Origin of the sequence: Actinokineospora alba (assembly GCF_004362515.1) — a bacterium.
GTDB classification, from domain to species: domain Bacteria; phylum Actinomycetota; class Actinomycetes; order Mycobacteriales; family Pseudonocardiaceae; genus Actinokineospora; species Actinokineospora alba.
This window is the reverse complement of sequence record NZ_SNXU01000001.1, coordinates 552,966-566,424: the sequence shown is the minus strand read 5'-3', so window position 1 is coordinate 566,424 and position 13,459 is coordinate 552,966. Positions and strand designations below refer to the sequence as shown.

The following is a 13,459-nucleotide window of genomic DNA, read 5'->3' as shown; positions in this document are numbered from 1 at the left end:
CGTGTTTGCGGGGGTTTCCTGGGCACAATGCTCTCGTGACCGCGCCCGACACGCCCTATCAGGTCCGCCGAGCCCCGACCCAGTACCGCGCCAGCCGCCAGATCGAACGCATCCTCGACGCCGCGTCCCGGGTGGTCCTGGACAAGGGCTACGCCGCGGCCACGACGGCGGACATCGCGCGGTCGGCGAAGGTGTCGATCGGCTCGGTGTACCGGTACTTCCCCGACAAGCCCGCGGTGATGAAGGCCGTCGTCGAACGCAACATCCTGCGCTACCTGCACCGCGTGCAGGCCGAGTCCGACCGGCACACGCACTGGGCCGCCGCGGTCGAGCACGCCTATGACATCTACATCGATATGTGCCGCACCGACGCGGGTTTCCGCGCGGTCGGGGGAGCCGGGCTCGCGCTCGGCGACCTGCAGGAGTCCGGCGAACTCGACGTCCCCCTCGCCGACGCCCTCTCGACCGTCCTGGTCGCCCGCTACGGCTTCGCCTCGACCGCCGCGCTGCGCGTGTCGATGCTGCAGTCGGTCACGGTCGGCGAGGTGATGGCCCGGCTCGCGTTCCGGCTGCGCGGTGACGGACATCCGGAGACCCTGCGGCAGGGCGGGCGCATCCTCCGCGATCTCATCGGCGCGCACGCGCCGCACTGACCGCCGAATTTAGTTCGGCGGCGCCCGGCCCGGAGATCGGGCCGTCGAATTCCGGTCGCCGTCCGCGGCCAAAACGGCCGCCCGGTTTCGTGACCCCGCGGTAGTCCTCACGGGACGGTCATCCTGTGCGCACCCCCGAAAATTGGAGTGCCGATGAGCCGTCTCGCCACGCTCGCCGTGCACGCAGGCCGCGAGGATCTCGCCGGTCTTGGTGTGCACGTGCCGCCCATCGACCTGTCGACCACCAACCCGGTGCCCAGCGTGGCGTCCGGTGGCGCGGCCTACGAGGCCCTCGCCACCGGCGGTCTCCCTCCGGCCGAGGGCGGACTGGTCTACCAGCGCCTGTGGAACCCGACCGTCGCGCGGTTCGAGGACGCCCTCGCCTCCCTCGAGATGGCGGAGCAGGCAGTGGCGTTCGGCTCGGGCATGGCCGCGCTGACCGCCTGTCTCATCGCGACGGTCGGGGAGGGCAAGCCGCACGTCGTGGCGGTGCGGCCGATCTACGGCGGGTCCGACCACCTGCTCGCGACCGGCCTGCTCGGCACCGAGGTCACCTGGGTCGAGCCGGACGGGATCGCCGCGGCGCTGCGGCCCGACACCGGGCTGGTCCTGGTGGAGACCCCGGCCAACCCGACCCTGGAACTGCTCGACCTGAACGCCGTGTGCGAGGCCGCCGGGGACGTCCCGGTCATCGTCGACAACACCTTCGCCACGCCGGTGCTGCAGTGGCCGATCGAGCACGGCGCGACGCTCGTGCTGCACTCGGCGACCAAGTACCTGGGTGGGCACGGCGACGTCATCGGCGGTGTCGTGGCGACGTCGGCGGACTGGGCGGCGAAGCTGCGCCGGGTCCGCGCCGTCACCGGCGGGCTGATGCATCCGCTGGCCGCGTACCTGCTGCACCGCGGGCTGCAGACGCTGCCGGTGCGGGTGAACGCCCAGCAGGCGACCGCCGTGGAGCTGGCCGGGTGGCTGGGTGAGCAGCAGCACGTCGAGCGCGTGTACTTCCCGTCCGGCGCGTTGGTGGGCAGGCAGATGGCAGGCCCGGGCGCGATGGTCGCGTTCTCCGTGGCGGGCGGCTACGACAGCGCGGCGCGCCTGGTCGAGGCGGTGCAGCTGATCACCCACGCCGTCTCGCTCGGCGGCGTCGACTCGCTGATCCAGCACCCGGCGTCGCTGACCCACCGGCCGGTGGAGGCGCACGCCAAGCCTGACGCGGCCGTGGTGCGGATGTCGGTCGGCTTGGAGCACCTGGAGGACCTGCGGGACGACCTCGCGTACGCGATCAAGGAGGCACACCGCTGACCGGCCGGTACATTCGGCCAATGGGCCAACCGAGTGACCTGGACGCGGTCGATGTGGCGATCTTGCGCGAGCTGCAAAAGGACGCCCGGCTGCAGAACAAGGAACTCGCCGCGATCGTCGGGGTCGCCCCCTCCACCGCGCTGGAGCGGGTGCGGTCGCTGCGCAGACGTGGGGTGTTCACCGGATTTCACGCGACGGTGAACCTGGCCGCGCTGGGGAGGCCGGTCAGCGCGCTGCTGTCGGTGCGGGTCCGCCCGCACCGGCAGCAGATCGTGGCCGCGTTCAAGACGTTCGTCCTGGAGCAGCCCGAGACCGTGTCGCTGCTGCACGTCGCCGGGCCGGACGACTATCTGATCCAGGTCGCCGTGCCGGACACCACCCATCTGCAGCAGCTGCTGATCAATCGCCTGCTCAGCAGGCCCGAGGTGGTGTCGGTGAACACCATGCTCGTGTTCGAAGCGGTGGGCCAACCGGTGCAAGGGCCGATCGGGTCATAGCTGTCACTCACATGGGTGATATGCCAACTGTGAATGACGCATTGGTGTCGATGGCGCGATTGGGTAGCCAACTGCTGGTCAGGTGCGGTAAACAGGCTAGGTCGAATACACCGTGTCACCAGATCGCAGCTCTGAGCGGCAGTGGCACTCGGCCAGTCGGGTGATGACGATGAGCCAACCCTGCGAAGAGTTACTGCCCGGCGACCTGGGCGAGATCGATGACCTCCTGCGCGCTGTCGTGGCCGATGGATTCACCGTGTACCTCTGCGGCGGCAGCGACAGCCCGGAGGCCATCGTGGCCACCTACGCCTGGGAGAACCACGTCGACTACGTGGTGATCAAGGACGCGCACGACGTGACGGCCGCCAGATCCCGGCAGGTCCGCGACTGGGACGTGTTCACCGCCGAATCGGTCGTCTGGTCCTACCACGGCCACGCCCGCTGGGCGCTGCGCGCGATCCTCGACCTGCTGCCCCCGGACCACCCGCAGGCCCCGGACGACGAATACCCGGCGCCCGCGAGCCTGCAGGTCGACGAGTCCTACCTGCGCAAGGTGTCGGTCCGGTCGCCGCGGCCGGGTCTCGTCGCGCGGCGGGCGATGCGGTTGCGCACCGCGACCTACGGCTGCCGCATCGGCTGAGGGCGCTCACAGGCGCGCGGTGGCACCATCGAGGGCATGAGACGCCTTCTTCTCGGCCTGAGCGGGTTGGCCGCCGCGGCTTGGGCCGTGCGCGACGTGCCCGTCGCCATGGGTGCCAAGGCCCGAGGCGACCGCGCCGACCGCGTGAGCCGCTCGCCCCAGTTCCGCGACGGCCGGTTCCACAACCGCGCGCGCACGGTCCAGTTCGACCAGGAAGCGGGCGGCGGACTCGTCCGCGAGCTGCTCTTCGGCAAGCAGCAGCGGACCCCGGTGGGCGAGATCCCCGTGGTCACGCCCGAGCCGCCGACCGACGACGGGCTGTTCCTCACCTGGTACGGCCACGCCACCACGCTCGTCGAGATCGACGGCGCGCGGGTGCTGTTCGATCCGGTGTGGAGCGAGCGCGTCTCGCCGTCGCAGCTGGTCGGTCCGCGCAGGCTGCACCCGATGCCGCAGCCGCTCTCCGAGGTGCCCGACGTCGACGCCATCGTGATCTCGCACGACCACTACGACCACCTCGACCTGCCGACCGTGCGGGAACTCGTCCGCACCCAGACCGCGCCGTTCGTGGTGCCGCTGGGTGTCGGCGCCCACCTGGAGCGGTGGAAGGTGCCCGCCGACCGGATCATCGAGCTCGACTGGGAGGAGAGCGCCGAGGTCGCGGGTGTGCGGCTCATCGCGACCGCCGCCCAGCACTTCTCCGGGCGGGGCTTCACCCGCGACGAGACACTGTGGACGTCCTGGGTCATCGCCGGGCCGACGCGGAAAGTCTTCTACACCGGCGATTCCGGCTACTTCGACGGCTACCGCGAGATCGGCGAGGCGCACGGTCCGTTCGACGCGACGCTCATCCAGGTGGGTGCCTACGCCGACGGCTGGCCCGACATCCACATGACCCCGGAACACGGCGTCGCCGCCCACGTCGACCTCCAAGGCGGGCTGATGATCCCGGTGCACTGGGCGACGTTCAAGCTCGCGCTGCACGCCTGGACCGAGCCCGCGGACCGCGTGTGGGCCGAGGCGAAGGCCCGTGACGTGGCGTTGGCGATCCCGCGCCCGGGTGAGCGGGTCGACGTCGACGCCCCGCCGACCGTCGACCCGTGGTGGCAGACCCTGGCTTAGGCTCGGGACCGTGCTGACTTTTCGCCGAGCGACCCTCGCTGACGTGCCCGTCCTCGTCCCGCTGATCGAGTCCGCCTACCGCGGCGACTCCAGCCGCACGGGGTGGACGACCGAGGCGGACCTGCTCGACGGCCAGCGCACCGACCCCGACGGCGTCGCCGAGGTGATCACCGCGCCCAAGAGCGCGCTGCTCATGGCGTGGCGCGATGACGACCTGGTGGCGTGCTGCCACGTCGCCGAGGAGGACGGCGCGGGCTATTTCGGCATGTTCGCCGTGGTCCCGGGCCTGCAGGGCGGCGGCATCGGCCGCGACACCCTGGCCGAGGCTGAGCGCTTCGCCCGGGACGAGTGGGGCCTGGGCGAGATGCGGATGAAGGTCATCAACGCCCGCGAGGACCTGATCGCCTGGTACGTCCGGCGCGGGTACACGCGAACCGGCGAGCTGACCCCGTTCCCCTACGGCGACGAGCGGTTCGGGGTCCCGCTGCGCGACGACCTCGCCTTCGAACTCCTGGTCAAGCCACTTGCCTAGTTGACGCGCGGCCTGGGGACACGGTCTGCTGTCGGTGTGTCCACACCCTCGTACCGCCAGCTCCGCTTCGTCGCCCCCGCCGGTTCCACCGAGTTCCTCCTGATCCGGCACGGCGAGTCCGCCGCCGCCGACCCGGACCGCAGGTTCGACCTGGTCGGCGGCCAGGGCGACCCGCCGCTCGCGCCCGAGGGTGAGCACCAGGCCGAGCGGGTCGCCGCCCGGCTGTCGAGCCTCGGGATCGACGCGATCTACGTGACCACTCTCCAGCGCACCGCCATGACCGCCGCCCCGCTGGCCCGCGCGGTGGACCTGACGCCGCAGGTGGAGGCCGACCTTCGTGAGGTGTTCCTCGGCGAGTGGGAGGGCGGGCTCTTCCGGCAGAAGGTGGCCCAGAACGACCCGATCGCGGTGCGCATGCGTGAGGAGCAGCGGTGGGACGCGATCCCCGGCGGCGAGCCGAATGAGGCGTTCGCGAAGCGGGTCCGCGGCGCCATCGAGCGGCTGGCCGCGCGCCATCCCGACCAGCGGGTCGCGGTGTTCACCCACGGCGGCGTGATCGGCCAGGCGATCGCCCTGGCCAGCGGATCCGCGCCGTTCGCGTTCCTCGGGTCGGACAACGGGTCGATCTCCCAGCTCGTGGTCGACGGCCCGGTCTGGCATGTCCGCCGATTCAATGACACAGCTCACTTGGACCACGGCAGGACCGTCGGGCTGACCTAGGGTGCTGCAATGGCACCACGTCAGGTCTCCGACACCCGCATCGTCGACGCGCCCGCCGCCGAGATCTTCGACCTGTTGGTGGATCCCGCGAACCACCCGCTGATCGACGGGTCCGGCACCGTCTTGGCGGCGCGCGGCACCGGGCCGCGCAGGCTCAAGCTGGGCGAGAAGTTCGGCATGGACATGAAGATGGGTCGGCGGTACAAGATCCTCAACACGGTCGTCGAGTTCGAGGAGAACCGGCTGATCGCGTGGCGGCACTTCTACGGCCACCGGTGGCGCTGGCAGCTGCGCGACCTCGGCGACGGTCGCACCGAGGTCACCGAGACCTTCGACTGGTCCACCACCCGCCTGGGCCTGCTGCTGGAACTGGTCAAGTTCCCCGGCAAGAACCTCAAGGCCATCCGGGCCACGCTCGACCGGCTCCAGCAGCGCTTCGCGGGCTGATTCGTCCAGCGGGGGGTCGTCGCCGGTGCGACCATGGATCTATGACGTATCCCGATAATGACCCTCGCTATCCCGACCCTCGGCGCGAGCCCGTCGTGCCGGGGATTCCTGCCGACGAGGAAGTCGTCCATGAACGGGTCACCGACACCGACGCGAGCCGCAATCGCGCCGTCGGCATGGTCTGCAGCCTCATCACGTTCCTTTGTGGACTGTTCGCGGTCGTGCTGGTCGCCAAGATTATCCTGACCTTGGCCGACGCCAACCCGTCGAACGGCTTCGCGTCCTTTGTGGACAAGTTCTCGTCCGCCGTCTCGCTCGGCTTCGACGGCCTCTTCACCCCGGCGTCGGAGAAGATCGGGGTGCTGCTCAACTACGGCATGGCCGCGATCGTGTGGCTGCTGATCGGCGCGGCGCTCACCTACCTCATTCGCCGGTTCGCCGCACCGGGACCGCGGCGCGAGGTCCGCTACCGCCGTTCGGTCGAGTGATCAGCGGTCCGACTTGCCTTTCTTCTTGCCCTTGCCGGACTTCGACGACTTGTCGGGCGGTTCCGCCGCCGGCTCCGCCGGCGCGGGCTCGGCCTTCGTCGTCGGGGGCGGCGGCACCGCCACGACCGGCACCGGCTTCGGATCCCGCACCTGCGTGGTCGCGGGCGGCGGGCTGACGGCGGTCCGCCCCGGCTCCTGAGTGGACATCGCGACCGCGGCCCCGCCAAGCAGGACCGCGGCACTCGCGGCGGCCACGCGCACTGCCGTCGCCCGCGTCCTGGGCCGGGCGAGCGGGGGGAGTTCGGCGGTCGCCTGCCGCGACACCGGCGGGGTGGACGGGCGCGCCGGGGGCAGCGGGCGCCCGCCCGTCAGCGCCGCCGCGGCGAGCCGCTGGGCGCAGTCCGCGGCGTCCGGCCGGTCAGCCGGGTCGCGGGCGGTCATGGCCGCCAGCGTCTCCGGCCACGGATCGGGCAGGCCGTCGGGAATCCTGGGGTCGCGGCGCAGTCGGGCGACGGCCGCCTCGATGTCGGTGCCGTCGTACTCCGGCTTGCCGGTCAGGCACTCGATCAGCATCAGGCCGAGCGCGTAGATGTCGGCGGGCGGGCCGCACGGCTCGCCCTGGACTTGTTCGGGCGCAAGGTAAGCGGCTGTTCCCACGCAGTGTCCGCTCAGCGTGACCCGCTCGTCACCTTCGGCGCGGGCGATGCCGAAATCGGCGAGGTAGCAGCCCACCGTCTCGGAGAGCAGCACGTTGGATGGCTTCACATCGCGGTGCATGATGCCCTGGGAGTGCACGTAGGCGAGGGTGTCGGCGAGCCGCGCGCCAAGCCGGGCCGCTCGTTGCGGGTCCAGCGGACCACCGTCGATCTCCCGGCGCAGCGTGCGCCCGCGCACCAGTTGCATGACCAGGTACGGGCGGTCGTTGTCGGGCGCGACGTCGAAGACGCGCAGCAGGCCCGGGTGGGACAGGCCACCGAGCAGCCGGGCCTCGGAGTCCAGTCGTGCGGCGGTTTCGCCCTCGGCGCGGCGCCGGAACAGCTTCACGGCGACCTCGCGGCCGAGGCGGACATCGGTGGCCTCGTGTACATCGGCCATACCGCCCGTGCCGACCAGCCGGCCGAGTCGGTAGCGCCCGTCGAGCAAGTCGCCCGGTCGCATGGCCCACCCTCCGCTCGATCGTCTCCCAGCCGACTTTGAACTACCCGGAGTAGATGGCGCATAAACGCTGGTCCGGAACGGGTGGTCCTGGTGAAAAGGTGGCATGGAAACCCCCGAATGGGGGTACCAGTTCCGCGTAGAAGCTCAACGCCGACAACACGGAGGACACCATGTCCCTGGACGACGACGACATCCGCAGCGGCGAGGCGGGCAATCACGGGGTAGCGGACGGGGGCGCGCAAGGTTCGCCCGGAGGTCATGACGGTGGCGCCGACGGCGGCGCGGACGGTGGCGCGGGCGGCGGCGGATTCGGCGGCGGAGGCAGCCATGGCGTGGCCGATGGCGGCGCTGAGGGAACGCCCGGCGGACACGACGGCGGCGCCGATGGCGGTGGGGCCGGTGGCGGCGGCTTCGGCGGTGGCTCCGGCGGTGGTGGTGCCGGCGGTGGTGGCGGCGGCGGGTTCGGCGGCGGCGGTTCCGATGGCGGTGCTGATGGCGGTGCCGACGGCGGCGCGGGCGGCGGCGGTGGCTCCGGTGGGGGCGGCTTCGGCGGCGGCGGCTCGGAAAGCGGTTCCGGTGGCGGCGGATTCGGCGGGTCGGACGGCGGCGCTGACGGCGGTGCCGATGGTTCGGCGACCGGCGGCTCCGGTGGCGGCGCCTACGGCGACACCGAATCGGGCGGCCGGGCGGGCAGCGGACTCGACGACGAATCCGGCCGCGGCCGTGGCGAGGAAGACTCCGGCGGCTTCGGCTCCAGGTGACCACTGTCCCCGGCGGGCGGGCCGGGCGGTCCACTGACCGCCCGGCCCTACGCCGCTGCGTGGCGACCGATCCCGACCACTTCGCCTCGGCCCACTGGGGCCGGTCCCCGCTGCTCAGTCCCGCGGCCGAGCTGCCGAAGGGATTCGACGACCTGCTGACCCTGGCCGGTGTCGACGACCTGCTGTCCCGACGCGGCCTGCGCGCACCCTTCCTGCGGGTCGCCAAGAACGGCGCCGTCGTCGGCTCGAACCAGTTCACCCGCGGCGGCGGGGTGGGCGCGGAGATCGCCGACCAGGTCGCCGACGACCAGGTGACCCGGCTCTTCGCCGACGGTCACACCCTGGTCCTGCAAGGCCTGCACCGGCTCTGGCCGCCGCTGATCGACTTCGCCGGGCAGCTCGGTGTCGACCTCGGTCATCCCGTGCAGGTCAACGCCTACATCACGCCCGCATCGTCGCGCGGATTCGCCGCCCACTACGACGTGCACGACGTGTTCGTCCTGCAACTCGACGGCACCAAGCGCTGGCACATCCACGAACCCGTCCACCGCGACCCGCTGCGCGACCAGCCATGGGACCGCCGCGCCGACGCGGTCGCGGCGCGGGCCGGGCAGCCGCCGCTGATCGACACGGTGCTCTCCCCCGGCGACGCCCTCTACCTCCCGCGCGGTTACCTGCACTCGGCGACCGCGCTCGGCGGGGTCTCCGCCCACCTGACCGTCGGCATCCACGTCCTGACCAGGTACGCGCTGGCCGAGGCCCTGCTCGCCCTCGCGGGCGACGACGTCGAACTCCGGTCGTCCCTGCCGCTCGGCATCGACGCCGCGGACCCCGCCCAACTCGCTCCCCACCTCGCCCAGACCGTCGCCGCCTTGGCCGATGTGCTCGCCAAGGCGGACCCGGCCGACGTGGCAAGGCGGGTGCGCGGCCGGGTGTGGCAGGGCAACCGGCCCGCCCCGATCAGCCCGCTGGCCCAGGTCGCCGCCGCTCAGTCGGTCGCCGAGGGCATGCGGGTGCGCGTCCGCCCGGGCCTGCGGTACCGGCTCGAGACCGAGGGCGACCGGGTGCGGGTCGAACTACCCGATGATCAGCTTTCGCTGCCGGTCTCCACGGCCCCCGCGCTGGCCGGGTTGCTCGGCGGAGAGCCTTGTGTGGTGGGGGAAATCCCCGGATTGCCCGTGGCCGACCAGATCGTCCTGGTGCGCAGGTTGCTCCGGGAGGGAATGCTGGTCGCCATGGGTGATCCAGTGTGACGCGGGAGCGGTGCTCGGACGGCTGCCTGCGCCGCGGCGACCTGATCGGCGCGAGCGCGCCGCCGGTCCACCACTGGGTGCTGATCGAACAACCCGGGCCGTGGGGTCCGGACGCGCTGTGGGAGTCGGCGCTGACGCCGAAGGTCGCCAGATCCGTGACGGAACAGGCCGCCGAGATCGGGGCGCGGGTGCTGCTGATCCGCCGCCCGGGCAGATCGGGTCCGGGCCCGCGTCAGTGGGCGTTGGTCGACGCGCGGCGGGAACGGTTGTGGTGGAACGAGTTCGACGACCACGACGAACTGCTCGACCTCGGTCTCGCCGACCCGCGCGGGGAACCGTCGGAGGAACCGGTCTACCTCGTGTGCACCCACGGCAGGCACGACACGTGCTGCGCGGTCCGGGGAAGGCCGGTGGCGGCGGCGCTCGCGGCGACCAGGCCCGGCCGAGCCTGGGAGTGCTCACATGTCGGCGGCGACCGATACGCCGCGAACCTGTTGGTGCTGCCGCACGGCTTCTACTTCGGGCAGGTCGAAGCCCGCGCGGCGGCGGGGATCGCCGACGAGTTCGAGGCCGGAAGGCTTGACCTGCCACGGTTGCGTGGACGGTCGACGTTTCCGCCCGCGGCGCAGGCGGCGCAGCAGTTCGTGCGGGAGCGCACTGGTGTGCGCGACCTCGATTCGTACACCCCGGTGTCGGTCGAGCGGGTCGCGCACGAGGAGTGGGACGTCGAACTGGCGGACGGCTGGCTCGTCCGGGTGCGCGCGGTCTTCGAACGCAGCGACACCCCGCTGACCTGCCGGGCCAGGGTCCCCGCGGCGATCCGGCATTTCGAACCGGTCAGTGTGCGTAGGCGCTGACCAGGGCCTCGCAGCTGCGGGCGATCACCGCCGCCGCCCGGCGTTCCCGGTCGGCCAGTCGGGGGTCCTCCGCGTGGCCGCGCCAGCGCAGCAGGGCGTCGTAGGCGTCGCCGGACATCGACAGCCTGCTCGACGGGTCGGTTCCGCGGCCGCCCAGCAGCGCGGTGGCTTCCTCCGCCGCTTCGCCGAAGGACACCCTGCCGGTGCGCAGGGCCGCGAGCAGGCGCAGTTCGCGGAAGTCGTGCGCGCCCGCCAGGACCCGCTCCAAGTCCGCCGCGATCGTCGCCGCGTCGGGGCGGGGTTCCATGCGCAGCACCATGTCCAGCGCCATCATCGCCGAGCGGGCGCGCAGGGCCGGGGCCCGGTCGACGAAGCAGGCGCCGATCGACTCGCGCAGGTCGGTGATGCCGCTGGCCCGGATCAGCCCGGTCGCGACGCCGTCGCGGTCGCGGATTCCCCGGCGTACCAAGCTGATCCCGATTCGGACGCCGAACAGTCCGAGCCGACGCAGCAGCGCTGTGTGGATCATCGGGTCCATCGCGATGAACCGGTCCACCGACAGCAGGGCCGCGTCCGCCTCCGGGCGGGGCAGCTGGCCGATCCGGTCGAGCACCGCGAACTCGTCGACCGAGAGCGTCGACCCGCCCACCGCGAGCAGGCCCGCGACAGCCACGACGTCCTGGCACAGCCCGGTCAGCTCCGGTGACTTGGCGTTGCGGCGGGCCACCTGCCGCGCCGAGACGAGTGCGTCGATGCGGCCAGCGCCGAGTTCGTCGGCCCGGGAGAGGACCACGATGGTCGAGATCGGGGTCGCCCGGGCGATCGGGTGGTCGGGACGCAGTTTGGCGAGGTCGGATCCGGGCTGCGGCAACAGGTACACGGTCGCGTCGGCGTCGACGTGGTGGTCGGTGCTCGGGTCGATCAGCTCGACCTCGCCGGGCCAGTCGACGACGAGCCGGTCGGTGCCGATGACGTCGCCGACGATCGCGCTGAGCATCGTGGTGCGGCCGGAGTCGGCGGGCCCGACGATGGCCAGCCGCAGCGGTCCGCGCAGCCGCGCCTGGTGCGCCCGCAGGAAACCGTCGGCGCGCGGGCTGTCCCGGTAGACCGCGAGCGCGCGGTCAAGCAAGCCCCAGGCCGACTCGTCGAGAGTCACGCGGTCAGTCCTCGCGGCGCGGGCAGCGACTGCGCGGCGTCGATCCGGCCGCTCAGCGCCGTCAGGCTCTCCAGGCCGCGGCGGACCTCGGCGGCGCGGCCGCTGCGCCGGGCCGCCGTCGCCTCCAGGTCGCGTTTGATCTCGCGGGCGGACGCGGTGGCCTCCTCCCGCAGCCGCTGGGCGACCTCGGCGAACCGGTCCCGCAGCGCGCGGTGGATCACCCGCATCGAGTCCTTCGTCTCCTTGCCGTAGGACAGGAAGAAGTCGTCGACATGGCGCTGCGCGGTGGTCTTCGCGATCGCCTGCCTGCGCTTGAGCCGGGCGCCGCGCTCCTCGAACACGCTGCGTGCGCCGAAGGCCGCGCCGGCGCCGATCGAGATCGGGTTGATCAGCGGCAGACCGGCGAGCGTGGTCGCGAGACCGGACATGAGCAGGCCGCTGTAAGACCCGCGCAGGCCGACGAACAGCTTCTGCACCGGCGTGAACTTCTCGATGTGCGGCTTGCGGAGTCCCTCGGTGTGCTCGCCGGTGAGCGCGCGCAGCACCGACGCGGGCAGCCGGTCGGCGTCGGGGACGACTTCGCGGGCGATCCGGTTGGCGATCCACTCGAACCGCTCCAGCAGCCAGTCGGAGTTGACCTCGGCCAGCGCGGTGAGGTTCTCGGTCATCCACTCCTCGAACTCGTCCCACACCTTCGCCGGGTCGGCGACCTCGAAGTAGTCGTCGACCTCGCGCAGGATCTTGCGGGTGCGGTCGCGCAGGTCGTACTCCACGTCCGACATCAGGTCGGCGACGTCGTCGCTGAGCTGGGTCTGCCAGCGGCTCGCCTCCCGCTGCAGTTCCTCGACCCGGCGGCCCGCGGCGTGCCAGTCGGCGAGCGCCGCGGCGTCGGTGGTCGGGGTGGCGGCCTCGAATTCCTGACGCAGCGGCGCGATCAGCTGGTCGAGCGCCAGCTTGCTCGTCGCGGCGGCCGCCTTGGCGACCACGGCGCCCGGGTCGGCCAGGATCGACTTCTGGAAGTGCGTGATCAGGTCGCCGAAGCCGGACTCGGCGTTGAGCCCGCGGTCATCGGCCCGCACGGCGGCCAATCGCAGCGCCGAGGACACGGGGATCACCGTCGAGGGCAGTCCGGCCTCTTCCAGGGCGCGCCGGTCGGCCTCGGCGACGTCCCGCCAGTCCGGCACGATGTCGATCTTGGTGAGGACGACCACGACGGTCGGGCACAGCCGCACGATCTGGCTCAGCACGTCCAGTTCCAGCGCGGTCAGCTCGCCGGTGGCGTCGGTGACCAGCACAGCGGCGTCGGCTTCGGCCAGCGCGCCCATCGCCCGGATGGTCCGGGGGCACCGCGCGTCGCCGACGGCGGGGGAGTCGACCAGGACCAGGCCCGCGCTGAGCAGCGTGCGGGGCAGGCCGATCTCGGAGCGAAGGACGTCGTCGCGGACCTTCGCGAGCTTGTTGGCCCGGGCGCTCACCGATTCGACGGGGGCGCCGGAGCGTTCGATGGAGCCGCCGAGCGCGGGTCGGACCGATCCGGTCACGACCGAGGCGGTCGGGGTCTCGGCATGGCGCACCACGGCGGGGACCACGGTGGTGACGTCGTCGCCGACCGCGCACACCGGGGCGTTGATCAGGGCGTTGACCAGCTGGCTTTTGCCTTGGCCCGCGCGGCCGAACATGACCACGCGTCTACCCGGTTCCAGCAGCCGGGCCCGGCGCAGCAGCAGTCTCTCGGCGAGATCCGAGCGGTCGTGCGCCGCGCAGGCACGGATGGTGTCGTCCAGGGTTGCGAGCCAGGGCGGTGCCATCACCCGGTCGAGTGTGCCGTGTTCGGCCATCAAGGTGAAGAAGGCGGGGTCCGTTGTGACCA

The 13,459-nt window shown here is 72.1% G+C and carries 15 protein-coding genes; 12 read left to right on the top strand and 3 right to left on the bottom strand.

Going from position 1 to position 13,459, the window contains the following annotated elements:
• The first annotated feature begins 35 nt into the window (after positions 1 to 35).
• The 9 genes from C8E96_RS02600 (at position 36) to C8E96_RS02560 (ending at position 6,404) form a co-directional block, all read left to right on the top strand.
• Positions 36 to 653, top strand: a complete 618-nt coding sequence (locus tag C8E96_RS02600) for a TetR/AcrR family transcriptional regulator (RefSeq protein ID WP_166657858.1) — start codon at positions 36 to 38, stop codon at positions 651 to 653.
• Between the two features lie 153 nt (positions 654 to 806).
• On the top strand, positions 807 to 1,958 hold the full coding sequence (locus C8E96_RS02595) for a trans-sulfuration enzyme family protein (RefSeq protein WP_091381906.1): 1,152 nt from the start codon (positions 807 to 809) through the stop codon (positions 1,956 to 1,958).
• Positions 1,959 to 1,978: 20 nt separating this feature from the next.
• Complete coding sequence (locus tag C8E96_RS02590) at positions 1,979 to 2,455, top strand: Lrp/AsnC family transcriptional regulator (RefSeq protein WP_091381908.1); 477 nt, start codon at positions 1,979 to 1,981, stop codon at positions 2,453 to 2,455.
• Positions 2,456 to 2,624: 169 nt separating this feature from the next.
• Positions 2,625 to 3,095: a hypothetical protein gene (locus C8E96_RS02585; RefSeq protein ID WP_091381910.1), complete on the top strand. Its 471-nt coding sequence runs from the start codon at positions 2,625 to 2,627 to the stop codon at positions 3,093 to 3,095.
• A 36-nt stretch (positions 3,096 to 3,131) separates the two neighbouring features.
• On the top strand, positions 3,132 to 4,217 hold the full coding sequence (locus C8E96_RS02580; protein WP_091381912.1) for an MBL fold metallo-hydrolase: 1,086 nt from the start codon (positions 3,132 to 3,134) through the stop codon (positions 4,215 to 4,217).
• A gap of 10 nt (positions 4,218 to 4,227) precedes the next feature.
• Complete coding sequence (locus C8E96_RS02575) at positions 4,228 to 4,749, top strand: GNAT family N-acetyltransferase (RefSeq protein ID WP_091381914.1); 522 nt, start codon at positions 4,228 to 4,230, stop codon at positions 4,747 to 4,749.
• A gap of 36 nt (positions 4,750 to 4,785) precedes the next feature.
• Complete coding sequence (locus C8E96_RS02570; RefSeq protein ID WP_091381915.1) at positions 4,786 to 5,469, top strand: histidine phosphatase family protein; 684 nt, start codon at positions 4,786 to 4,788, stop codon at positions 5,467 to 5,469.
• A gap of 9 nt (positions 5,470 to 5,478) precedes the next feature.
• Entirely contained in the window at positions 5,479 to 5,916 is a 438-nt protein-coding gene (locus C8E96_RS02565) for an SRPBCC family protein (protein ID WP_091381917.1), read from the top strand.
• Positions 5,917 to 5,957: 41 nt separating this feature from the next.
• On the top strand, positions 5,958 to 6,404 hold the full coding sequence (locus C8E96_RS02560; protein ID WP_133794131.1) for a hypothetical protein: 447 nt from the start codon (positions 5,958 to 5,960) through the stop codon (positions 6,402 to 6,404).
• On the opposite strand, the gene C8E96_RS02555 is transcribed toward C8E96_RS02560, so the two are convergent.
• Positions 6,405 to 7,562, bottom strand: a complete 1,158-nt coding sequence (locus C8E96_RS02555) for a serine/threonine-protein kinase (protein ID WP_166657857.1) — start codon at positions 7,560 to 7,562, stop codon at positions 6,405 to 6,407.
• A gap of 170 nt (positions 7,563 to 7,732) precedes the next feature.
• On the opposite strand from C8E96_RS02555, the gene C8E96_RS34375 reads away from it, so the two are divergent.
• From C8E96_RS34375 to C8E96_RS02540, 3 genes are read left to right on the top strand one after another with little or no spacing between them, the layout of a single operon-like run.
• Positions 7,733 to 8,323, top strand: coding sequence for a hypothetical protein (locus C8E96_RS34375; RefSeq protein WP_091381922.1), 591 nt, complete (start codon positions 7,733 to 7,735; stop codon positions 8,321 to 8,323).
• Positions 8,320 to 9,576, top strand: a complete 1,257-nt coding sequence (locus tag C8E96_RS02545; protein WP_228770180.1) for a cupin domain-containing protein — start codon at positions 8,320 to 8,322, stop codon at positions 9,574 to 9,576. Before C8E96_RS34375 ends, C8E96_RS02545 begins: the two co-directional genes overlap by 4 nt.
• The gene (locus C8E96_RS02540; protein ID WP_091381926.1) at positions 9,573 to 10,433 is read left to right on the top strand and encodes a sucrase ferredoxin; all 861 of its coding nucleotides are present in this window, start codon (positions 9,573 to 9,575) and stop codon (positions 10,431 to 10,433) included. Before C8E96_RS02545 ends, C8E96_RS02540 begins: the two co-directional genes overlap by 4 nt.
• Here the strand turns inward: C8E96_RS02540 and C8E96_RS02535 are convergent.
• Together C8E96_RS02535 and C8E96_RS02530 are read right to left on the bottom strand one after the other, a co-directional pair.
• Entirely contained in the window at positions 10,414 to 11,589 is a 1,176-nt protein-coding gene (locus tag C8E96_RS02535) for a hypothetical protein (RefSeq protein WP_091381928.1), read from the bottom strand. The genes C8E96_RS02540 and C8E96_RS02535 overlap by 20 nt on opposite strands.
• Positions 11,586 to 13,400, bottom strand: coding sequence for a dynamin family protein (locus C8E96_RS02530; protein ID WP_176926824.1), 1,815 nt, complete (start codon positions 13,398 to 13,400; stop codon positions 11,586 to 11,588). Before C8E96_RS02530 ends, C8E96_RS02535 begins: the two co-directional genes overlap by 4 nt.
• Positions 13,401 to 13,459 lie beyond the last annotated feature (59 nt).